This is a genomic window from Rhodococcoides kyotonense (assembly GCF_900188125.1).
In the GTDB taxonomy this organism is placed as follows: domain Bacteria; phylum Actinomycetota; class Actinomycetes; order Mycobacteriales; family Mycobacteriaceae; genus Rhodococcoides; species Rhodococcoides kyotonense.
The window spans coordinates 1-21,380 of record NZ_FZOW01000037.1; the positions used below are offsets into that span (position 1 = coordinate 1).

Annotated in this window: 21 protein-coding genes, 1 pseudogene and 1 riboswitch; of the genes and pseudogenes, 13 read left to right on the plus strand and 9 right to left on the minus strand. The window is 64.9% G+C overall.

Annotation, left to right across the window (positions count from 1 at the left end; all coding sequences use genetic code 11):
- Positions 1–259: 259 nt before the first annotated feature.
- Positions 260–754: a DUF6764 family protein gene (locus CHB96_RS29055; protein WP_245866300.1), complete on the minus strand. Its 495-nt coding sequence runs from the start codon at positions 752–754 to the stop codon at positions 260–262.
- A 203-nt stretch (positions 755–957) separates the two neighbouring features.
- Between CHB96_RS29055 and CHB96_RS29060 the strand changes: the two genes are divergently transcribed.
- Positions 958–1,845: a DUF4349 domain-containing protein gene (locus tag CHB96_RS29060; protein ID WP_089252929.1), complete on the plus strand. Its 888-nt coding sequence runs from the start codon at positions 958–960 to the stop codon at positions 1,843–1,845.
- Positions 1,846–1,847: 2 nt separating this feature from the next.
- Here CHB96_RS29060 and CHB96_RS29065 read toward each other — a convergent pair whose 3' ends face one another.
- On the minus strand, positions 1,848–2,312 hold the full coding sequence (locus CHB96_RS29065; RefSeq protein ID WP_176444562.1) for a tRNA (cytidine(34)-2'-O)-methyltransferase: 465 nt from the start codon (positions 2,310–2,312) through the stop codon (positions 1,848–1,850).
- Between the two features lie 33 nt (positions 2,313–2,345).
- On the opposite strand from CHB96_RS29065, the gene CHB96_RS29070 reads away from it, so the two are divergent.
- The 3 genes from CHB96_RS29070 to CHB96_RS29080 are packed head-to-tail and all read left to right on the plus strand — an operon-like array spanning position 2,346 to position 4,131.
- Positions 2,346–2,954 carry a pentapeptide repeat-containing protein gene (locus CHB96_RS29070; protein ID WP_089252933.1) on the plus strand — a complete coding sequence of 203 codons (609 nt, stop codon included), beginning with the start codon at positions 2,346–2,348 and terminating at the stop codon, positions 2,952–2,954.
- A gap of 37 nt (positions 2,955–2,991) precedes the next feature.
- Positions 2,992–3,849, plus strand: a complete 858-nt coding sequence (locus CHB96_RS29075) for a bifunctional methylenetetrahydrofolate dehydrogenase/methenyltetrahydrofolate cyclohydrolase (RefSeq protein WP_217900005.1) — start codon at positions 2,992–2,994, stop codon at positions 3,847–3,849.
- Between the two features lie 6 nt (positions 3,850–3,855).
- Entirely contained in the window at positions 3,856–4,131 is a 276-nt protein-coding gene (locus tag CHB96_RS29080) for a DUF3017 domain-containing protein (protein ID WP_089252937.1), read from the plus strand.
- A gap of 31 nt (positions 4,132–4,162) precedes the next feature.
- Here the strand turns inward: CHB96_RS29080 and metX are convergent, their stop codons facing one another.
- Together metX and CHB96_RS29090 are read right to left on the minus strand one after the other, a co-directional pair.
- Complete coding sequence (metX, locus tag CHB96_RS29085) at positions 4,163–5,314, minus strand: homoserine O-acetyltransferase MetX (RefSeq protein ID WP_089252939.1); 1,152 nt, start codon at positions 5,312–5,314, stop codon at positions 4,163–4,165.
- The gene (locus tag CHB96_RS29090; RefSeq protein WP_089252941.1) at positions 5,311–6,648 is read right to left on the minus strand and encodes a bifunctional o-acetylhomoserine/o-acetylserine sulfhydrylase; all 1,338 of its coding nucleotides are present in this window, start codon (positions 6,646–6,648) and stop codon (positions 5,311–5,313) included. The genes metX and CHB96_RS29090 overlap by 4 nt, the downstream gene beginning before the upstream one ends.
- Before the next feature lie 204 nt (positions 6,649–6,852).
- Positions 6,853–6,974, minus strand: a riboswitch (SAM riboswitch).
- Positions 6,975–7,223: 249 nt separating this feature from the next.
- Between CHB96_RS29090 and CHB96_RS29095 the strand changes: the two genes are divergently transcribed.
- Positions 7,224–8,483 (plus strand): MFS transporter, encoded by a 1,260-nt coding sequence (locus CHB96_RS29095; RefSeq protein WP_245866296.1) that lies wholly within the window; start codon positions 7,224–7,226, stop codon positions 8,481–8,483.
- Positions 8,484–8,558: 75 nt separating this feature from the next.
- Here CHB96_RS29095 and CHB96_RS29100 read toward each other — a convergent pair whose 3' ends face one another.
- The 3 genes from CHB96_RS29100 to CHB96_RS29110 all read right to left on the minus strand — a co-directional run bounded on the left by CHB96_RS29100 (position 8,559) and on the right by CHB96_RS29110 (position 12,161).
- The gene (locus CHB96_RS29100; RefSeq protein ID WP_089252943.1) at positions 8,559–9,593 is read right to left on the minus strand and encodes an iron-siderophore ABC transporter substrate-binding protein; all 1,035 of its coding nucleotides are present in this window, start codon (positions 9,591–9,593) and stop codon (positions 8,559–8,561) included.
- Between the two features lie 99 nt (positions 9,594–9,692).
- A complete protein-coding gene (locus CHB96_RS29105) occupies positions 9,693–10,040 on the minus strand; it encodes a cupin domain-containing protein (protein ID WP_089252945.1) in 348 nt (115 codons plus the stop codon).
- A gap of 90 nt (positions 10,041–10,130) precedes the next feature.
- The gene (locus tag CHB96_RS29110; protein ID WP_371829066.1) at positions 10,131–12,161 is read right to left on the minus strand and encodes an ArnT family glycosyltransferase; all 2,031 of its coding nucleotides are present in this window, start codon (positions 12,159–12,161) and stop codon (positions 10,131–10,133) included.
- Between the two features lie 156 nt (positions 12,162–12,317).
- On the opposite strand from CHB96_RS29110, the gene CHB96_RS29115 reads away from it, so the two are divergent.
- From CHB96_RS29115 to yhjD, 8 genes are all read left to right on the plus strand, one after another.
- A complete protein-coding gene (locus CHB96_RS29115; protein ID WP_089252947.1) occupies positions 12,318–12,992 on the plus strand; it encodes a response regulator transcription factor in 675 nt (224 codons plus the stop codon).
- Positions 12,992–13,960, plus strand: a complete 969-nt coding sequence (locus CHB96_RS29120; protein ID WP_089252961.1) for a HAMP domain-containing sensor histidine kinase — start codon at positions 12,992–12,994, stop codon at positions 13,958–13,960. Before CHB96_RS29115 ends, CHB96_RS29120 begins: the two co-directional genes overlap by 1 nt.
- A gap of 90 nt (positions 13,961–14,050) precedes the next feature.
- Positions 14,051–15,511 (plus strand): DUF4153 domain-containing protein, encoded by a 1,461-nt coding sequence (locus tag CHB96_RS29125; RefSeq protein ID WP_245866298.1) that lies wholly within the window; start codon positions 14,051–14,053, stop codon positions 15,509–15,511.
- Positions 15,512–15,548: 37 nt separating this feature from the next.
- Complete coding sequence (locus CHB96_RS29130) at positions 15,549–15,833, plus strand: DUF6412 domain-containing protein (protein WP_089252965.1); 285 nt, start codon at positions 15,549–15,551, stop codon at positions 15,831–15,833.
- A gap of 79 nt (positions 15,834–15,912) precedes the next feature.
- On the plus strand, positions 15,913–16,818 hold the full coding sequence (gene yidC, locus CHB96_RS29135; protein WP_089252949.1) for a membrane protein insertase YidC: 906 nt from the start codon (positions 15,913–15,915) through the stop codon (positions 16,816–16,818).
- A gap of 31 nt (positions 16,819–16,849) precedes the next feature.
- Positions 16,850–17,656, plus strand: coding sequence for an exodeoxyribonuclease III (locus CHB96_RS29140; protein WP_371829067.1), 807 nt, complete (start codon positions 16,850–16,852; stop codon positions 17,654–17,656).
- A gap of 35 nt (positions 17,657–17,691) precedes the next feature.
- Positions 17,692–18,732: a tryptophan--tRNA ligase gene (gene trpS, locus CHB96_RS29145; protein ID WP_089252951.1), complete on the plus strand. Its 1,041-nt coding sequence runs from the start codon at positions 17,692–17,694 to the stop codon at positions 18,730–18,732.
- Between the two features lie 40 nt (positions 18,733–18,772).
- Positions 18,773–19,801, plus strand: coding sequence for an inner membrane protein YhjD (gene yhjD, locus CHB96_RS29150; protein ID WP_089252953.1), 1,029 nt, complete (start codon positions 18,773–18,775; stop codon positions 19,799–19,801).
- Here yhjD and CHB96_RS29155 read toward each other — a convergent pair whose 3' ends face one another.
- Positions 19,802–21,097 carry a D-alanyl-D-alanine carboxypeptidase family protein gene (locus CHB96_RS29155; RefSeq protein ID WP_089252955.1) on the minus strand — a complete coding sequence of 432 codons (1,296 nt, stop codon included), beginning with the start codon at positions 21,095–21,097 and terminating at the stop codon, positions 19,802–19,804.
- A 184-nt stretch (positions 21,098–21,281) separates the two neighbouring features.
- A pseudogene (locus tag CHB96_RS30275) lies at positions 21,282–21,380 on the minus strand (methylmalonate-semialdehyde dehydrogenase); the annotation flags it as partial.

Below are 21,380 nucleotides of genomic sequence, written 5' to 3' on the forward strand. Positions count from 1 at the left end.
ATCCCCAACACCTTGGGATCCGTCGTCGTCACCGCCTTGTGAACAAAAGAACCCTTCGGTCCCATCCGCGGCGGAAACGGGCGAGCCGCCTCCACGACGGGAGCCGGCCTAGGCGCTAGGGCAGTCACTGATCCTCCTGACGACGCGAATGCAGTCATCCTAAACCGCGAGTCCGACCGGTACTACCCTTGGTCGTAGATAGCGAAGAATCCCGCCACCGAAGTCGGTGACGGGATTCTGTCGTCGTGAACGATCTGTATCAGTTGCCGAGCACGCAGAACTGCCCTGTGTTCAGATTCAGCGCCAACGACAGTGGGCCGACGCAATCGACTCCCGCAGCCTCGGCCGTTGCGCCCGAGCCCCATCCGGCGATCGCGACCGTCGTCGTGCCGTTGTCGGCCCACGAATGTGCGATGCCGCCGCCGAGTGCCCATGCGTACGCGTTGCCCGCATTCTTGGATGCGCCGAGTGCCGTGCCGAATCCGTTGGCATACGTCGTCGTTGCGCCGGGACCGTCGGTGACGCTGACGGCCGTGCCGCTCTCGGCTGCTCCGGCGTTGGCGACGCCGGGCCCGGTGGACGTCGCGCCGCAACTGGCGGTGCCGTCGACGCGGATGTCGTTGGCCGACGGGGGCGACACGCAGTTCACGGGAGCGGCTGCAGCGGTGCCTGTTCCGAGGAATCCCGCCGCGGCGATGCCGCCACCGACGGCGAAAAGTGCTGCGGTGCGGGACAATCGACTACCGGAACGTATATCGGAACTCTCCTGAGGCGAGCGGCGAAGCGAGGAAAAAACAGTGGAGGCGGAGAACAACAGGAGGCTCCTTCACGAAACGAAATGGGTCGGTGGCGCACACCGTACCCCGGTTCGGCGCTCAGGTCATCAGTGAATGTTCCCTATGCCTGTAACGATTGGGTACTCCCTGACGATGGGCCCGGGTGATCTACCATCCTGGGATGAAGCGCAGCCTGGTCGCAGCCCTGGTCGGATCCTTCGTTCTTCTCGCCGGCTGCAGCGGATCGGGCGGCGGAGCAGGTGCACCGGCGCCCGAAGAGTCCTATTCGACGCCGGGCGTGGCGCTCGCCCCCGAATCGGGAACGGCCACACGTGATCAAGCGCTCGCGCCGACCGAGCGCAAAGAGGTTGTGACGGGCCAGGTTTACATCACCGCGGTCGATCCGATCGAGGCTGCGCGCGACGCGACGTCGGTCGTCGAGGAAGTAGGCGGTCGCGTCGACACTCGGTCGGAGAACCCCGAGACCGACAATTCGACGGCGAGCAGTTCGATCACCGCGCGTATCCCTGCGGACGAGTTGACGTCGACGGTGGATCGCATCGAACAGCTCGGGAAGGTGACGAGCGTCAGCATCTCGCGCGACGACGTGACGATGCAGTATCAGGATCTCGACGCACGTATCGCAGCGCTTCAGGCGTCGGTCGACCGTCTGAAAGCGCTGATCGCCGGAGCCACGAACACCGCGGATCTGATCGAAGCCGAATCGGCGCTGTCGAGCAGGCAGGGTGAACTCGACAGTCTCACGTCACAACGGAACTACCTTGCGGATCAGGTTGATTTGTCCACGATCACAATCCAGTTCACGACCGACGACGCGACGCCGTCGCCGGGGCCGGACTCGTTCTGGGACGGTCTCGTCGCGGGGTGGCATTCGTTGGTCGACGCGTTGGGCGACGGCGTCGTCGCACTCGGCCGTGCGATTCCCTGGCTCGGAGCGCTCGCAGTTGCCGCTGGAGTGGTCTACGCCGTGGTTCGGGTGGTGCGCCGGAAGCCGACAGTCGAGCAGAAGCCCGAAGCGGAAGCCGTTGGGGAGACCGAAGAGAACTGAACTCAGACCGCCCCGTCGAAACCGTGCTGCCGCCACGCCTCGTACATGACGACGGCCGCGGAGTTGGCGAGGTTGAGAGATCGTCGTCCCGGGATCATCGGGATCCGCAGCCTGTCGGTGACGCGGGGGTCGTGCAGCACGTCGTCGGGCAATCCCGTCGGTTCGGGGCCGAACAGAAGGACGTCGCCTGCCGCGTATTCGACGTCGGTGTGAAATCTCGTCGAGTGCGCGGTGTACGCGAACACCCTGTCCGGCTTCAACGCGTCCCAGGCTGCAGGCAGGTTGTCGTGCACGGTGACCGACGCGAGATCGTGGTAGTCGAGGCCTGCACGCTTGAGCTTCGGTTCGGACATGTCGAAGCCCAGCGGACCGATCAGGTGAAGTTCGCAGCCGGTGCCTGCCACCAGCCGAATTGCATTTCCGGTGTTCTGGGGAATGCGGGGCTCGAAGAACATGAGTCGAAACACCCGGTTCACTCTGCCACCACCGCGACCGGAAGGATGGAGCAGGTGGACGACGAACAGATCATCGGTGAAGACTTCTCGGACGCCCGGCTCGATGGACAGCAGTGGGAAGGTCGGCACTACGTCGCCTGCAATTTCACCGACGCGGACCTCAGTGGGGTGAAGACGACGTCGGTGATGTTCACCGAATGCAACTTCACCGGCACGGATCTGACCGAGTCCATACATACCAATTCCGCATTCCGATCGTGCAATTTCACGCGAACCAACTTGCAGCACAGCACTTTTCGTGGATGCACGTTGATCGGCTCGACGTTCGTCGACTCACGGATGCGCCCGTCGACGTTCGACGAGGTCGACTTCACGCTCGTCGGCCTCGGGGGAGCGGACATGCGCGGCATGGATCTCACGGGGTGCCGCATGGCCGAGGCGAATCTCGTGAACACCGATCTACGCAAGGCGGTGCTGCGATCCGCCGATCTGTCCGGAACTCGGGCTACGGGCGCGAAACTGCAGGAAGCCGACCTGCGCGGCGCACGGGTCGACGCGAACCTCTGGGTTGCGGCCACCGTCACCGGCGCGCGCATCGAGTTGACGCAGGCAGTGGCGTACGCCCAGGCGAACGGATTGTCCGTCGAGGGTTGACGACAACCGTTCCTCGTCACCTGGAACAATGACAGCCGTGACTGCGAAAATTCTGGACGGCAAGGCGACCCGCGACGAGATCTTCGTCGACCTGACCGAGCGCGTGACCGCTCTGCGTGAGCGCGGCATCGTGCCGGGGCTTGCCACCGTCCTGGTCGGCGACGACCCAGGTTCGGCCGCATACGTACGCGGCAAGCACAACGATTGCGCGAAGGTCGGGATCACGTCGATCCGCCGGGATCTGCCCGCCGACATCTCGCAGGCCGACCTCGAAGCTGTCATCGACGAGTTGAACGCGAACCCCGACTGCACCGGATACATCGTGCAGTTGCCACTACCCAAGCATCTCGACGAAAATGCTGCGCTCGAGCGCATAGACCCATCGAAGGATGCCGACGGCCTGCATCCGATCAACCTCGGTCGACTCGTGCTCGGCAAGGAAGCAGCGCTTCCGTGCACGCCGCGTGGAATCGTTCATTTGCTGCGTCGATACGACGTCGAACTGAACGGGGCACATGCCGTCGTCGTCGGACGTGGTGTGACCGTGGGCCGCCCGATCGGTCTGTTGCTGACCCGGAAGTCCGAGAACTCCACGGTGACGCTGTGCCACACGGGTACCAAGGATCTGGCGGCCGAGGTTCGTCGGGCCGACATCGTCATCGCGGCGGCAGGGGTTCCCGGAATCGTCACCGCGGACATGATCAAACCCGGGGCCGCGGTTCTCGATGTCGGAGTGACCCGCACGGACGAGGGCCTTCGTGGAGACGTTGCAGCCGATGTCGCCGACGTCGCGGGCTTCGTTTCGCCCAACCCCGGTGGCGTCGGACCGCTGACTCGTGCGTTCCTGCTGGCGAACGTCGTCGAGCGGGCCGAGCAGACACTCGCGGAGGCCTGATACTCGATGGGGACGCGGATCCGTAAGAACCTGCCGCTGCTGGTGGTGCTGATCGTCATTCTCGGCGCACTCGGGCTGGTACTCGCGGACCGCTGGCGGCGCGGCGCGTTCGTCCTCGGCGTCGCGACCATTCTGGCGGCAGGATTCCGCCTGTGCCTGCCGGAGAACCGCGTTGGACTGCTTCAGGTGCGCAGTCGTGGATTCGACGTCGCCGCACTGGCTTTGGTGGGCGGAGCGATCATGTTCCTGTCCGCGTCCATCGACCCGCTGGGCACCGACTGACCCGACGAGGCCTGGTCAGTCGGTGCGTGCGTCAGTCGGCCCGACGGTGGCGTCGAGCCTCGTCCATCGTCTCGCCGAGCAGTTTCGCGACTGCGCCTGCCTCGGTGAGGAACCCGTCGTGGCCGTCGCGTGACTGGATGACTTCCAGCCCGGTGCACTGCGGCAGGCCTCGTGCGATTTCCTTCTGTTGACGCAGCGGGTACAACCGATCGGAGTCGACGCCGCCGACGATCGTCGGGACGGTCGCCAGAGCCAGGGCTGCTTCGAGACCTCCGCGCCCGCGGCCGATGTCGTGCCGATTCATCGCTTCCGACAGGAGCACGTAGGTGCCCGCGTCGAATCGGTCGACGAGCTTGGTCGCCTGATGCTGCAGATAGCTCTCGATGGCGTAACGGCCACCGTCCCACGGATTCTCTTCTGCCTGAGGCGAATTGGAGAAGCGTAGATCGAGCTCGCTTTCGGTGCGGTACGTCAGGTGCGCGATTCGACGCGCGATCCCGAGGCCGGTGCGCGGCGCAGAGCCGGTGCCGTAGTAGTCGCCGCCCTGCCAGTTCGGATCGGTCGTGATTGCTTCGATCTGGGTTGTCTGCGTTCCGATCTGGTCGGCGGTCGCGCGGGCACCGACGGCGAGAACCAGGGCCGCAGCGACGCGGTCGGGGTACTCGACGATCCACTCGAGCGTCCGCATGCCGCCCATCGATCCTCCGACGACTGCGGCGAACCGTTCGATACCGAGAACGTCCGCGAGAGCTGCCTCAGCGGCCACCTGATCTCGGATGGAGATCTCCGGGAAGCGGCTGCCGTACGCCCGACCGTCGGGGGCCGGGGACGACGGGCCGGTCGTTCCGCCACACCCTCCGAGGACGTTGGTGGCCACGACGCACCACTCGTCGGTGTCGACGGGTGCGCCGGGGCCGATCATGCCGTTCCACCATCCGGCCAGCGCATGGTCTTGGTCGGGTGGGCCGGACACGTGGGAATCACCGGTCAACGCGTGCTCGATCAGCACGACGTTGTCGCGATTGGGTGAGAGATTTCCCCATCGCTGCAGTGCGACCGACACACCGCGCAGCGTGGCGCCGCTTTCGAGTTCGAGGTCACCGATGTCGATATGGCCGAGCCGCCCGTCGGCCGCAGGAAATCCTGCGGCCGACAGAGCGTCGTGCACAGAGCTGATGGTCAAGACGCCGCCGCTACGAATCCGGTCTCGAGATCGGCGAGAATGTCGTCGATCCCCTCGATGCCGACAGCAAGCCTGACCAGGCCCGGAGTGACGCCGGATGCGAGCTGCTCCTCCGGGGTCAGCTGCGAATGAGTTGTCGACGCGGGGTGGATGACTAGTGAACGCACGTCACCGATGTTAGCCACATGGCTGTGAAGGCTCAGCGCGTCCACGAACTTCTTGCCGGCATCGATGCCACCGGTGAGCTCGAAGGCGATGATCGCGCCCTGTCCCTTCGGCGCCAACTTCTGTCCCCGCTCGTACCACGGAGACGAGGTCAGACCTGCGTATCCGACGCTGGAGACGTCGTCGCGCGCCTCGAGGAACGCCGCGACCTTCTGTGCGTTCTCGACGTGCCGCTCGATGCGCAGGCTCAACGTCTCCAACCCTTGCGAGATGAGGAAGGCGTTGAACGGGGAGACGGCAGCACCTATGTCGCGAAGCAGCTGCACACGCGCCTTGAGTGCGAACGCAGGTGCGCCCAGTTCCGCGAACACGACGCCGTGGTAGCTCGGGTCGGGCGTGGTGAAGTTGGAATGACGTCCCTGTGTCCAGTCGAAGGTGCCACCGTCGACGATGACTCCCGCGATGGCGGTGCCGTGTCCGCCGAGGTACTTCGTGGCCGAGTGCACGACGATGTCCGCGCCGTGCTTCAGCGGCTGGATGAGGTACGGGGTGGCGACGGTGTTGTCGACGATCAACGGGATTCCGTGGGAATGTGCGACGTCGGAGACACCGGGGATGTCGAAGATGTCGTTCTTCGGGTTGGAGATGGTCTCGCCGTAGAACGCCTTGGTGTTCGGCTTCACCGCGGCCTTCCACTGCTCGAGGTCGTCGGGATCGGAGACGAACGAGACCTCGATGCCGAGCTTCGGCAGCGTGTAGTGGAACAGGTTGTAGGTGCCGCCGTAGAGGCGCGGGCTGGAGACGATGTGGTCACCTGCCTCGGCGAGGTTGAGGATCGCAAGAGTTTCGGCGGCCTGGCCGGACGCCAGAAGCAGTGCGGCGACGCCGCCCTCCAGCGCCGCGATGCGCTGCTCGACGGCATCCTGCGTCGGATTCATGATGCGGGTGTAGATGTTGCCGGGCTCGGCGAGTCCGAACAGTGCGGCAGCGTGATCGGTGCTCTCGAACGTGTAGGACGTGGTCTGGTAGATCGGAAGTGCGCGCGCGTGGGTGACGCCGTCGGCGTTCTGTCCCACGTGGATCTGCTTCGTCTCGAAGCTCCAGGATGCGGTCGGATCCTCGATGGGGGCGCCTGACGCGTCCACGACGTCGGGGGTGCTGTCGGTCATGTCTTGATAACTCCGTCTTCGAAGGGTGTGCAGGATTCGAGACGGCCCTCAGCGAGCGCATGCGAGAAGAGGGCCGGGCGGGGCCTATCGGGACAACAACACATGTCGAAACCTCCTCGGGGGCCTCACGGTCCAGTCGTGCCCGTCTGGCCAGTCGTGCCCGGTCAGTGGGCCCGCCGAGATGACCCGAAGACATCACCTGCGGACCCGCGCTTGTTCTTCGGCCACGTGTGCAGCCGAGTAACCAGGTCTTCACCCGGAGCACCCCACCGCGGTTGGAGGGTTGCCGGCCAGCAAGCCGGGGCTCGATGCTGGCACTCATGACCTGACCGAAATCCTAGCGGTGGGTCGTGTGACGAGGAATAGCGACGTCGAAGCTTCGGCTTCTCGGCCCGAAATCGGCCGGCGGATTGCTCGTCGACACGCGCGGGTGAGCACTATCACCACCAACTGACTCGAAATTCGGTTGCGCGCGGGACGACAATTGACCGGCGGGACGTTGCCTGAAGGGTTCGTCACCGCTTCTTCCGCGAACACACTGTTCGTACCCCCACTCGAGACAAGGTTGTTCTGCTGTGTCTGTCACCGACTCCGCTCTCGCCCGCAACGTCGGCGCCGTGCGTTCGAAGGTGTCCACCGGCCTGAGTACGAGCCATCGTCCTCTGTCGACCCGCAGACGGCTTGCGATGTTGGCGCTGTCCATCGGCGGCTTCGGCATCGGTACCACCGAGTTCGCGTCGATGGGTCTTCTGCCCGACGTCGCGACGACCATGGGCATCTCCGAGCCGTCGGCCGGGCACATGATCTCCGCGTACGCCTTGGGTGTCGTCGTCGGTGCCCCCGCGATCGCGACGCTCGCGGCGCGCGTTCCGAGGCGTCTGCTGTTGATCGCGTTGATGGTGGCGTTCACACTCGGCAACCTCGGGACGGTGTTCGCACCGAGTTTCGAGGAGCTGGTCGCGTCACGGTTCGTCGCAGGCCTCCCGCACGGTGCCTACTTCGGAATCGCTGCGCTCGTCGCTGCTCACCTGGCAGAGCCTGGCAAGCGAGCCAAGGCCGTCGCGATGGTGATGATGGGCTTGTCGATCGCCAATGTCGTCGGCGTGCCTGCTGCGACGTGGCTGGGGCAAGCCCTCGGATGGCGGAGCGCGTTCGCCGTGGTCGCGGTCATCGGACTGCTCACCGTGACGGCGTTGATCCTGTGGATGCCGCGCCTCGACGGAATGCCGACCACGAACCCGATCACCGAACTCGGTGCCCTTCGTCGTGGGCAGGTATGGATGACACTGTTCGTCGGCATGGTCGGCTTCGGCGGCATGTTCGCCGTCTACACCTACGTGGCGTCGACGCTCACCGACGTCTCGGGTCTGGCCAAGGCGCTGGTCCCAGTGGCGTTGATGATCTACGGGCTCGGCATGGTCGCCGGCAACTACTTCGGCGGGTGGCTCGCGGACAAGCTGCAACTGCGAGGAACATTCATCTCGATCTCGGCGATGGCCGTGTTCCTCGCGCTGTTCGTCGTCGCATCGCACAACCCGGTGACAGCATTGATTCTGCTGTTCCTGATCGGTGCGTCGGGGTCGTCGGTCATTCCGGGTCTGCAGACACGCCTGATGGACGTCGCCGACGACGCGCAGACACTCGCGGCGTCCCTCAATCACGCAGCGTTCAACCTGGCCAACGCCATCGGTGCAGCTCTCGGTGGTGCGGTCATCGCCGCAGGGTTCGGTTACACCGCTCCCGCAGCGGCAGGCGCGATCCTGGCTGTCGCAGGTCTCGCCGTCTTGGCAACCGCAATGTGGATGCAGCGCCGCGAGGACGCCAAAGCTGTCTAGTGTCCCGTCGAGATCGAGGTCATGACGCCGAATCCGTCGAATTCGGTGCACAACCTCGATCTCGGCGATTCTGGATCAGCTCTCGGTCGTGGCTGCGCCGTCTCCGGCCAACGTGCTCGCGAATGCGGGAGTCAGGTTGTCGATCACGTACGGCAGGCTCAGCAGCGACGTGAAGTAGATCGCGCCGGCAGTGACACCGTCGGTGAAGACCAGCTTGTTCTCCTTAACTGCATCGAGGTTCTGGTAGACCGGCTCCTGCTCCAAGGTCGTGCGATCCTCGGGCGTTTCGGTGCCCCACAGCAGCACGTCCGCGGCATTGAGAACCGACAGGTTCTCGAGCGGAATGTTGGCCTGGCCGCCGCCGTCGGTCGCGTACTGGTCGATCTCCGAGGGGACGACGAAGCCGAGATCGGTCAGGAAGTCCGTGCTCAGGCCGTTCTGGTATGCGATGGCTGCGCCGTCGTAGAACGCGTTCTGCAGGAAGATCGCCTTCGTTCCGTCGAATTCGGGGTTCTCGGACCTGGCTGCCGCGAACTTGTCGGCGATGGCGTCGATCTGCTCTTCGACCTCGGCTTCCTTACCGAGAGCCTTACCGATGTTGCGAGCCTGGACGTCCCACGGTTCGAAGTACTCGGTGAAGTCGCCGGACTGAGCGATCGTCGGAGCCAACTCGCTGAGCTTGGTGTAGCTGTCCTGGTCGAGTCCGGCGTTCGTCGCGATGATGAGGTCGGGGTTCAGCGCAGCGATACGTTCGTACTGGAAACCGTCGTCGGCGCTGAGGACCTCGGGTGTGGCGTCGCCCAGGGCGTCCTGCGCCCACGGCCATGTCGCGTAGGGCTGCTCGCCGTACCACTCGGTGACGGCTACGGGCTTCACTCCGAGCGCCAGGACCGTGTCCTGCTCGGTGTAGCCGGCCACGACGACGCGCTTCGGCTCCGATTCGACCGTGGTCTCGCCGAATGCGTGCTCGACGGTGACGGGGAAGACGCCGTCGCCGGACGAGGTCGTCTGGGCCGCAGAGTCGTCGGACGAGCTGGAGCACGCGGACAACACCACGGCTGCCGCAGCGGCAGCGGCGGCGAATTTCAGGAAGCGGGCAGATCTGACCATCGCGGTCCCTTTCGAGGAGGTCCGCTGCTGAACCTGGGCCTCTCCACAGGTCCCGCTGTCGCGGACGGCTAAGGGTAGCCGACCCTTAGGGATCCGTGGTCAGGCTGGGTACCGCGTGACGACGAGCATCGAACAGCCGCCGACGCTGCGGTACGGCCCGTGCGGCATGCCGGGTGGCCGACATGCGTACATTCCCGCGGTGAACGTGCGGTCCAAGCCGACGTCGTACAGATCCCCGTCGAGCAGCAGAACCTCTTCCCAGAATTCGTGGGTGATCACACCCGGCGGAGTCTCTGCACCGGCGTCGTAGCGTTGCAGAGCGGTCTTGTCGCCCGTGACCGGGTCGTGGGACAGAACCTGGTCGGAGATGCCGGGTGTGGTCGAAACCTCGTTCGCACGAGTCCATTCGGCGGTGGGGCTGTGGAACTCCAGTTCGGGCTTGGCCATGAAGGTCTCCTGCCGGGTTCGAGGCGGCCGTCGACCGCGTCCATCGTTGTATACCGAGTGTATGGAACGCGGTCGGCGGGCGCGAACGAATCAGTCTGTCCCACGCAGGTCGTACACCGTGGCGCTGCCGGCCGTCGTGGAGGTGAAGTTCGACGCGACCCACTCGGCGATCTCGGAGTTCCCACCGAATCCGCCACGGCCGCCCTCGATGTAGTACCCGACGTCTCCTGCTGCGACCCAGTCCTGGAACTGTTCGAGCGTCGGTGCGGGATCACCGCTCCACCCACCGATTGCCATGACGGCTGTGCCGGACGCGAGTTCGATCTCGGCAGCCGACTGCGAACCGTTCGTTGCTGCGGCCCAGCGTGAATCCGTGTTCTGCAACATCGTCACCAGTTGCGGATCGGTGCCGGTACCCATGCCCGCGCCCATGCTCGGTACTCCGGCCGCCCCGTCGGAGCCGTAGCCGGAAGCGCTGCGGGATTGTCGGTCGTCGCGGCCGGGAAAGCCGCCGCCTGGGCCACCGGCCATGTCACCGCTGCCCGCAGGTCCGACGCTGGGAATCGACCCGGTATGCGGATTACCCGCTGTCGCAACGGCATACGCTGCCGTGCCGCCCAATCCGGAGAGGATCGCCAACGTGAAGATGCTGACCGTCACAGCACGGCTGCGATGGACCGCGGCCAGTGTGATTCCTATGGCGGCGACGAGTGCACCGATCAGCAGAACCCACTTCAGCGCGGGCATCCATGACGAATTCCGTTCGAGCAGAACCCATGCGGAGGCTCCGGCCGAGAGCGTGACGGCCGACAGGCCCAACCGAGCCCAGATGCGCTCGCGTTCGATCCACAGGGCGTAGACACCGGTGCCGATCATGCCTGCGATCGCCGGAGCGAGTGCCACCGTGTAGTACGGATGGACCGTTCCGGACATGTAGCTGAAGATCACGCCGGTGACGACGAACCAACCGCCCCACAGCATGAGCGACGCCCGAATCCCGTCCGTGCGTGGCGCCGTGCCGCGTGCGAGGAATCCGAGTGCCAGCGCGATGAGTGCAGCCGGAATCAGCCACGAGATCTGAAATCCCATTTCACTTCCGAAGAGGCGGTCGAGGCCCGTCGGACCCCCGAAACTTGAACCGGCAGCGCCACCGCCGGGGCCGCCCATTCCCCCTCCCATCCCGCCGCCCGGTGCGTCGGGCATTCCGCCGGGCATGTCACCGGCACCAGGCATTCCGTCGGGCATTCCGCCGCCGTTCATGTCGCCGCCGCGGCTCTGGCCGAAGATGCGTCCGAGACCGTTGTAGCCCAGGACGAGGTCCATGACGGTGTTGTTCGTCGACCCGCCGATGTAAGGGCGTGCGTCGACGGGCCACACGATGGTCGCGACGACCCACCAGCCCGCAGAGACGACCAAAGCTGTTGCGGCACCGAGCAAATGGATCAGTCGGGGGATCAGGCGAGCATGCCCGGCCACGAGATAGACCAGACCGAACGCCGGGAGAACGAGCAAGCCCTGCAACATTTTCGTCAAGAATGCGAAGCCGAGTGTGACGCCGGCGAGTGCGAGCCACCCGGCCGCGCGTCGACCGATGTCGGTCGTCGTGCCACGCACGACGAAGTAGCCGCCGAGAGTCATCAGGAGGACGAGCAACGCGTCGGGATTGTCGAAGCGGAACATCAGGGCCGCTGCCGGTGTCAGCGCGAGGATCGCGCCTGCGAGCAGCCCGGCTCCGGGTGACGCCACGCGCTTGACCGAGGCGTACACCAGCGCGACCGATCCGACGCCCATGAGCGCCTGGGGCACGAGGATGCTCGCGCTGGAGAATCCGAAAATTCGTGCCGAGAGCGCCATCACCCAGATCGACGCGGGTGGCTTGTCGACCGTGATGAAGTTCGACGAGTCCAACGACGCGAAGAACATCGCCTTCCAGTTCTGTGATCCTGCCTGAGCGGCGGCCGCGTAGAAGCTGTTGGCGTATCCGCTCGACATCAGATCCCACAGGTACAGCACTGCGGTCGCCAGAAGCAGGGCACACAGACCGAGTCGATACTTGTTGCGTAACGCCCACGACCCGCGCGGCTCGATGTCGTTCGGTGTCTCGTCCACCAGCGCCGTCACAGTCTTCTTCCTCGGTTCACGCACGCAACAGTGCCGCGCGAACGTGGAGAAAGGCTCCGCCGGCGCTGTGAGGTTCCTGTGAGTCACGGTCGATCTTCACCGAACCTCCACGTTTCCTGGCCGACTCCTCCATGACGGCCCTCTACTGTCAGGTGCATGAGCCGCACAGTGTTGGTCGTCGACGACGAACCGACGATCTCCGACGCCGTCGCCGCACGGCTGCGCGGCGAGGGATTCGACGTCGTCACGGCATCGGACGGTCCGTCGGCAGTGCAGGTGTGCGCGTCGGTGCGGCCCGACGTCGTCGTACTGGACGTCATGCTTCCCGGGTTCGACGGTCTCGAGGTCTGCCGACGTATTCAGGCGGATCGCCCGGTGTCGGTGCTGATGTTGACTGCGAAGTCCGACGAGACCGACATGCTCGTCGGGCTCGGAGTGGGTGCCGACGACTACCTGTCCAAACCGTTCAGCATGCGCGAGCTCGTCGCCCGTGTGCATGCGCTCCTGCGTCGTGCTGATCGAAACAACTCGGCAGCGCCGACGTCCACGATGCTCGGGCCGATCCGAATCGACCATCATGCGCGACGCGTGTCCAACGGCGACATCGAAATACACCTCACGCGTACCGAATTCGATATTCTGGCGTACCTGTCGAGCCGGCCCAACGCAGCGGTGGCCCGGGAAACCCTGCTCGCGGAACTGTGGGGGTGGGCGGACACTGCGAGCAGTCGGACCGTCGACAGTCACGTGAAAGCGTTGCGACGCAAGATCGGTGGCGATCTGATTCGCACTGTCCACGGTGTCGGCTATGCGTTGGACGTGCCGAGATGATGCGCGCGATTCCCCGGCCGCTCGATGCGCTGACGTCGTTCAAGCTGAAGGTGTCGCTGATCGTAGGCGTCGTGTTGGTCGTCGCGAGCGTCGTGTTCTGGATCGGCGCGGGGTGGCAGTTCCGGTATGCGTTGCTGGCCGCTCTGGTGATGTCGCTCGCTGCGGTCCAGGTAGTGGCGCACGGAATGACGTCGCCCTTGCGCGAGATGACGTCCGCGGCGAAAGCGATGGCGCGAGGGGACTATTCGACGCGTGTGCGGGCGACGTCTCGCGACGAGGTCGGGCAGCTCGCGGACGCGTTCAACACCATGTCGACGGATCTCGAAGCGGCTGACACCTATCGGCGCGAGCTGATCGGGAACGTCTCGCACGAGCTCAAGACTCCGATCGCGGCGCTTCGTGCCGTTCTCGAGAATCTGGTGGACGGTGTCACCGAACCCGATCCGCAGACTCTCGCGGTGGCTCTGCGTCAGACCGAGAAGCTCGGTGACCTGGTGACGGAACTGCTGGACTTGTCACGTCTCGAAGGGGGAGTGCTACCGCTGCGACCCGAACTCGTCCACGTGGCAGATCTTCTCGGTGGAGTGACCGTCGAACATGATCGTGTGCGAATCGACGTCGAGCCGGTTGATCTGGTCGTGTCCGTCGACCGGTCGAGGCTGACGCAGGTCGTCACCAATCTCGTCGACAACGCTGTGCGGCATGCGCCACCGGGAACCGACGTCACGGTCGTCGCTCGCGCCACGGCTGCCGAACTTCTCTTGGACGTTGCCGACACCGGCCCCGGAATCGCTCCTGCCGAACGACTTTCGGTGTTCGATCGCTTCACTCGTGGCGGCGCCACAGACGGTGGCACCGGTCTCGGGCTCGCGATCGCCCGGTGGGCGACCGAGCTGCACGGCGGAACGATCGAAGTACTCGACGACGGCCCCGGATGCCGCATCAGGGTCACCGTTCCGCGAACCTGACTTCTTCCCTTCGGTAGCTGAATTCTGCGACGCAGGTCTCCTGCGTCGACCTCGGCCTGCCACGACACGCTCGAAAGAAAGGTTTCTTCCGTGATCGTTCATCGAAAGCCCATGTCGTCGATCTGGCCACCGCGGGTATGGCCCCGGCTGGCGTATCGCACCGCGCCGCTGCGAGTGCTGATTGCCGCAGTGGTGGCGGGCGTCGTCGCCGCGTGTCTGCTGGGCCGCACGGGCATCGGCTTTCCGTTGACTGCAGCAGCGGTCCTCGCTGTCGCCGCCGTAGCCGCTGTGCGACGTCCGACGCTATGGGGATATGCCGGTGCCACAGCTGTTTTCGCGCTCGCGACGGTTCCAGCATTCCGTGCAGCAGAGTGGTTGACGTCCCTGTCGATCTGGTGTGCGATCGTCGTCGCAGGTGCGGTCGCGTGCCGCGGACGGACGTGGACAGGGCTCGCGCTCGGAGCCGTCGTACCCGTCCTTCTGCCTGCTCGCGTGTGTCGGTGGGCGTCTCGAGGTGCTCGCGACATGAGGACAGGGGGAGTGCGCTCGGGCAGAGTCGCCGCCGTCGTCGGGGCGACCGGTGTGTTGGTGGTGGTGTTCGGGGCGTTGTTCGCCGCGGCCGATCCTGTCTTCGCGGGTGTGGTCGACGTCGTGACACCGGAATGGGACCCCGACGCCGTGGTCGGACGAGCTTTCCTCTTCGTGGTCGTCGGTGGCGGCGCACTCGGCGCAGCGTACGTCGTGTCGACGCCTCCGCGATTCGACATGCTCGCCCGGGCTTCGAGAAGTCGATTTCGATTGTGGGAGTGGACGATTCCTCTGTCTGCGCTCGTCGTCGTGTTCGGAGTGTTCGTCACGGTCCAGGCGACGACGCTGTTCGGCGGACAGCAGCACGTGCTCGTGACCGACGGACTCACCAACGCCGAATATGCGCGTCAGGGTTTCTGGCAGCTTCTCGCGGTGACGGGCCTGACGCTGGCGGTCCTCGCGGTGATCGTTCGCAAAGCTGCGCGCGAGACAACGGCGGATAGCGTCGTGCTGCGGGTTCTTCTCGGTGCCTTGTGCGCGTTGTCGCTCGTCGTCGTCGCCTCGGCGCTGCACCGGATGTCTCTGTACGAAAAGCAATACGGGTACACGACGCTGCGGCTGTTCGTCACTGCAGTCGAACTGTTGCTCGGCGTCGTCTTCGTGCTCGTCATGATCGCAGGCATCACGATGTCCGGTAGCTGGTTGCCACGAGCCGTCGGCGTCAGCGCGGTCGCCGCAGTGCTCGGGCTCGCGGTTCTGAATCCCGACGCGTACATCGCTAGGCACAATGTCGAGCGATTCGAACAGACGGGCCGAATCGACGTCGCGTATCTGCGTTCGCTGTCGGCCGATGCCGCCCGCGAACTCGACGGTCTTCCCGAGCCCTACCGGCACTGCGCGCTCGGCGGGTCGTCGACGGAGTGGTCCTGGTACGAATGGAATCTCGGTAACGCGACGAAGGAGCGCGTTCTCGCGCAGTCCCCGGTCGGTGCCTGCGGCCAGATGCCTACAGGGCTAAGGTGACAATGGCCCACCAGCAATCGTGAAGGAGGTGGCGTCGATGCTCAAGTATTCGTCTCTCGTCGTCACCTGTTTGATCCTGCTGACGATGCTCGCCACCCTGCCGGACTCCGACGCGACGTCCGTCGCCTTCGGGTTGGTGGTGACCGCGACGCTCGCAGCAGTTGCCGCGGTCGTCGGTCGTCGCGATCTGTTGCTCGCGGTTCTCGGTGCACGTGTGGGCTTCGAGAGTGATCAGCAGCGACGACGAGGTTCCTTCCGACGTCAGCAGCGCCCGGACGAAGCAGGGCGCCCCATGCCACGAGCACCCGGATCGGTCCTCTGACCGGTCACGCTGCCTTGTTCGACGGCGGCGGTGGTCGGTCGAGAAATTCATCGACCGTCACTCGCGAAGAGGTGCTCGCATGCTCGATTTCGTCTATTACCCCGTGTCCGGAATCCTCTGGGTCTGGCACACGGTGTTCGGTTCGGTTCTGGGGCCGGACAACGGTGTCGCCTGGGCTCTGTCCGTCGTGTTTCTCGTATTCACCCTCCGGCTGCTCTTGTACAAACCGTTCGTTCGTCAGGTCAGAACCCAGCTGACCATGAAGAAGCTGCAGCCCGAGATCAAGGCGCTGCAGACCAAGTACAAAGGCGACCGAGCTCGACAGTCCGCCGAGATGCAGAAGCTCCAGAAGGCGCACGGCTTCAACCCGCTGCTCGGATGCCTGCCGATGCTGGCCCAGGTGCCCGTGTTCATCGGGCTGTACCACGTGCTTCGATCGTTCAACCGGACTGGAACAGGCTTCGGTCAACTCGGGATGTCGGCGGAGGACAACGCGAACACCGCCAACTATTTCTTCAGCGCATCCGATGTGCAGTCGTTCCTCGACGCGAGGTTGTTCGGAGCTCCGATCTCGGCCGCGATCAACAGCTCGCAGGCTGCACTGGAAGCGTTCGCGCCGTTCGGTGGAGTCCCGACGACGCTGTCCATCGCCCTGGTCGCGGTTCCGTTGATGGTTTTGGCAAGCGTCGCAACGCATTTCAACTCGCGTGCATCGGTCGCTCGTCAGGACGACGCCGCGAAGGCCAACCCGCAGACCGCGTTGATGAACAGGCTGGCCTTGTGGGTCTTCCCACTGGGAGTTCTCGTCGGCGGCCCGGTACTGCCGATCGCGATCCTGCTGTACTGGGTGAGCAACAACGCCTGGACCTACGGCCAGCAACACCTGGTGTACCGAAAGATCGATGCGGAGGAGGCCGCCGCGCCGAAGCCGGAGGTCCGGTCCGAAGCTCCCAAGCCGGGTGCGAAACCTCGGCGTCGGCGGTAGAGATTCGGGTCTGTCGGTGGTCTCCGCTACGGTGCTGGGCGTGCCTATCACCGTCTCTACAGTCAATGTCAACGGAGTTCGCGCTGCTGCCCGCAAGGGCATGCTGCCGTGGTTGGAGACCACCGATGCCGACGTGATCTGTCTGCAGGAGACGCGGGCCAACGACGGTGAACTCACCAAGGCTCTCGCGCCCGCACTGGACAGCGGCTGGCATCTGGCGTCCGCCGAACCGTCGGCCAAGGGCCGCAACGGAGTCGCCATCCTGTCGCGTATCGCTCCCGACGCGGTACGCGTCGGTTTCGGCGTGGACGAGTTCGCGGACTCCGGCCGGTACATCGAAGCGGATTTCGGTGACGTGACCGTCGCGAGCCTGTATCTGCCGTCCGGGGAGGTCGGGACCGAACGTCAGGACGAGAAGGAGCGCTTCATGGCTGCGTTCGCGAAGTTCTTGGCCGTCGCCGCCGCGTCGCCCGATCGTGACGTCGTCGTGTGTGGTGACTGGAACATCGCGCACACCGAGAACGACCTGAAGGCGTGGAAGACCAACCGCAAGAACTCCGGGTTCCTTCCGGAAGAACGCGAGTGGGTGTCCGCGCTCCTCGCGGACGATGCGCCGTGGACCGACGTCGTGCGTGAGCTGCACCCGGGCGTCGAGGGTCCGTACAGCTGGTGGTCCTACCGCGGCAAGGCCTTCGACAACGACGCAGGCTGGCGCATCGACTACCAGCTCGCGACGCAATCGCTCGCGGAGCGGGCCAAGGAAGCGGTCACCGAGCGAGCCGAGGCGTACGACCAGCGGTGGTCCGATCACGCGCCGGTGACGGTGAGGTACCGCTAGAAATCACCTTGCCGGTTCGTGAAAAGATCGTGACCATGTCTTCTCCTGCTTCTTCCGACACACCACAGGGTCCGCGTCAGCGCGTTCTGTCCGGCATTCAGCCGACCGCCGACTCGTTCCATCTCGGCAACTACCTGGGTGCCGTGCGTCAGTGGGTGGCGTTGCAGGAGGACTACGACGCGTTCTACTTCATCCCTGATCTGCACGCCATCACGGTTCCGCAGGATCCCAAGGCGCTGCGTCAGCGCACCCGCATTGCAGCGGCGCAGCTCCTTGCCGTCGGCATCGATCCGACTCGATCGACGTTGTTCGTGCAGAGCCAGGTGCCGGAGCACGCGCAGCTCGCATGGGTCCTGAACTGTCTCACCGGTTTCGGTGAGGCCGGGCGGATGACGCAGTTCAAGGACAAGTCGGTCAAGCAGGGACGCGATCAGACGACCGTCGGGCTGTTCACGTATCCGATCCTGCAGGCCGCCGACATTTTGCTGTACCGCCCCAACCTCGTACCCGTCGGCGAGGATCAGCGTCAGCACCTCGAACTGACGCGCGATCTGGCGCAGCGGTTCAACACACGCTTCAAGAAGACGTTCGTCGTCCCCGATGCGCACATCATCAAGGGCACCGCCAAGATCTTCGATCTGCAGGAACCGACCGCGAAGATGAGCAAGTCGGGTTCCAATCCGGCCGGCATCGTGAACCTTCTGGACGATCCGAAGGTGACGGCGAAAAAACTGCGGTCCGCGGTCACCGACAATGAGCGTGACATCGTCTTCGATCCGGCGAACAAGCCCGGCGTCAGCAATTTGCTGGTCATTCAATCCGCGCTGTCCGACCGAACGATCGAGGAACTGGTGGCCGGCTACGTGGGCAAGGGCTACGGAGATCTGAAGTCCGACACGGCCGATGTGTTGACCGAGTTCGTCACCCCGCTTAAAGCACGAGTCGACGGGTATATGTCCGATATTGCCGAACTGGACAAGATCCTCGCCGACGGCGCGGATCGGGCCAGGGAGGTGGCGTCACGCACGTTGGCGCAGGTGTACGACCGGGTGGGGTTCCTGACTCCGCTCTCCTGACAGCGGACTCGTTGACAGTGAGAGCCCTGACAGCGAGAGGGTGATCGTCGTTCCTGACTTCCAAGCGATCCTTGCCGAGCGGCGTGAGAAGTGGCCGTGGTTCGATCACACGGTCCGGGCTGCGTCGCGCTACCAGTCCCAGAAAGGTGACTACTACGCAGCCGGGATGACGTACTTCAGCGTCCTGGCGTTGTTCCCGCTATTGATGGTGGCGTTCGCGATCGCCGGGTTCGTTCTCGCGGGACAGCCGCAATGGCTCGACGAGATCCGGACACAGATCACCGACAACATCCCAGGCAGTTTGGGCGACACGATCAACTCGCTCGTCGACACGGCCATCGAGTCGCGCGCGAGTGTCGGCATCATCGGTCTGCTCGGCGCCCTCTACGCAGGCCTCGGCTGGGTGGCCAATCTGCGCGCTGCCCTGACCGCGATGTGGGAGTCGGTTCACGAGCAGGGCGGATTCTTGTCGACGAAGCTGCGGGATTTCGCGGCTCTCCTCGGACTCGGCCTGGCGATGGCTGTGTCCCTCGGACTGTCCGCACTGAACGGCGGGGGTGTCATGCGCGGCATCCTGGAGTTCGTCAACCTCGACAATGCACCCGGCGTCGGAGTGTTCCTGCGCATCGTGTCCGTGGTGCTCGCCATCGTCGCGTCATGGTTGGTGTTCACGTGGGTGATCTCGCGGCTGCCGCGCGAACCCGTCCCGTTCCGCAGTGCCCTCAAAGGTGGCCTGCTCGCTGCCGTCGGCTTCGAGATCTTCAAGCAGATCGCGGCGATCTACCTCGCGTCGGTGACGAGTGGCCCTGCCGGTGTGGTCTTCGGGCCGATCATCGGTTTGCTCGTGTTCGTCTTCACGACGTCGCGGTTCATCCTGTTCGCCACAGCTTTTGCGGCAACCACCGAGGAAGCGATGGCGCTGGCCTTCGTCCCGCCACCGGATCCCGCGGTCATCACCACGCGTCTCGAGGTGAACGAGGGGCCGACGGTCAAGGGCGGGCTCGCGCTCGTCGGCGCGGGCGCGCTCGCCGTCGTCGGACTGGGTGGGTTCCTCAGCCGACGACGGTGATCACGGTCGTCGATTGAGGCGCCGGGCTGCCAGTAGGAGCCCGATCACGACGATCGCGCCGACGACGCCGATTCCGACACGGAGTGCGGTGTTGTCACCGTCACCGTCGTCGACGGTTGCCGCGTGGGCGGTCGAGCTGCCGGGCGGCGCAGCCAGTGTGGGTGTCGGCCGAGTGCTGGACACCGTGCCCACCGAATTAGCATCGACCAGCTCACCGACACGGGTGCCTGTCGGCGTCGCGAAGCCGTAGTCGAGCAGTCTTGCGGCTTGCTCCCAAGGCCGTATCGGAAGGACGTCGCCCTTCATGATCGTGACGGCGAGCCGCCTGCCGTTCTTCTCGGCGCCGCCGACGAAAGTCTGTCGAGCGTCATCGGTGTAGCCGGTCTTGCCACCCAACGCGCCCTCGTAGTTGTAGAGGAGCTGATTGTCGTTGGACAGCGCGAAGCCCGGACGATCCTGATCGTCGGGGATCGCGGGATCTTTCGGAAATCCAGGGAACTCGACAGTCTCCGTCGAAATCAGTTGCGCGAACATCGGATTCTGCATGGCAGCACGGAAGAACAGCGCGAGATCGTATGCAGAACTGGACATTCCGGGCCCGTCGAGACCGGACGGTGTGGCCGCCCGTGTGTCGAGAGCGCCGAGATCCTTCGCCTTCGCATTCATCTTGTCGACGGTGGCTGCGTCGCCGCCGAGTTGAGCCGCCAGCGCGTGGGCGGCGTCGTTGCCCGACGCCATGACGAGTCCCTGCATCAGCTGAAAGTTGGTGTAGACACCGCCTTTTCCGATACCGACGGCGCTGCCCTCGGCGTTCGCGTCCTCGGCGGTCGCGACGATAGTCGTGTTCGGGTCGAGCTCTTCGAGGGCGACCAGCGCGAGCAGAATCTTGATGGTGCTCGCCGGACGGTAGCGACCATGAGGATCCTTGGCGGCGATCACGTCGCCCGTGTCCAGATCGGACAGCACCCACCCGGTGGCCGAGATGTCGGCGGGAAGTGGCGGCGCGCCGTCGGGCGTGATGGTGCCGCACGCCGCGAGAGCGTCACCGCCGACCGCCTCTGCGGGAATCGGCATCGGATCCGGAGTGGGATCTCCTGGAGCCGGGACCTCGGACAGGTCGATCGCCGGAGGAGGTGACGCCGCGTACGGGCAGTCGTCGGTGTTCGGCGTCGTGAACGGCGTGGTCGTCGTCTCGGTAGGTGGATCGACTGGAGGTTGCGCGAAAGCCGGTCCGCCGCCGATGAACAGCAGCGCGGTCGTGGTGAGGGCTGCTGCTGCCCGAAAGATCGTTTTCATCGCGAACTACCCTAGGCGTCGGAGTTCGGTGTCGGCCGTCGACTCACCGAACCTCCCTGCACACTATCGGGCCGGAATGCCAAAACCCCACCCTCCACACAAATGCATATGCATGTGCGTAGGGGGCTTCGCCCATGTGCACGTTTTTACATAGTGGGCTATGTAGAAACGTGCACATGGGGGGTTAGGCGTTTTCGGGGAATCCGAGGTTGATGCCGCCGTGGGAGGGGTCGAGCCAGCGGCTGGTGACGGCTTTGCCGCGGGTGAAGAAGTGGATGCCTTC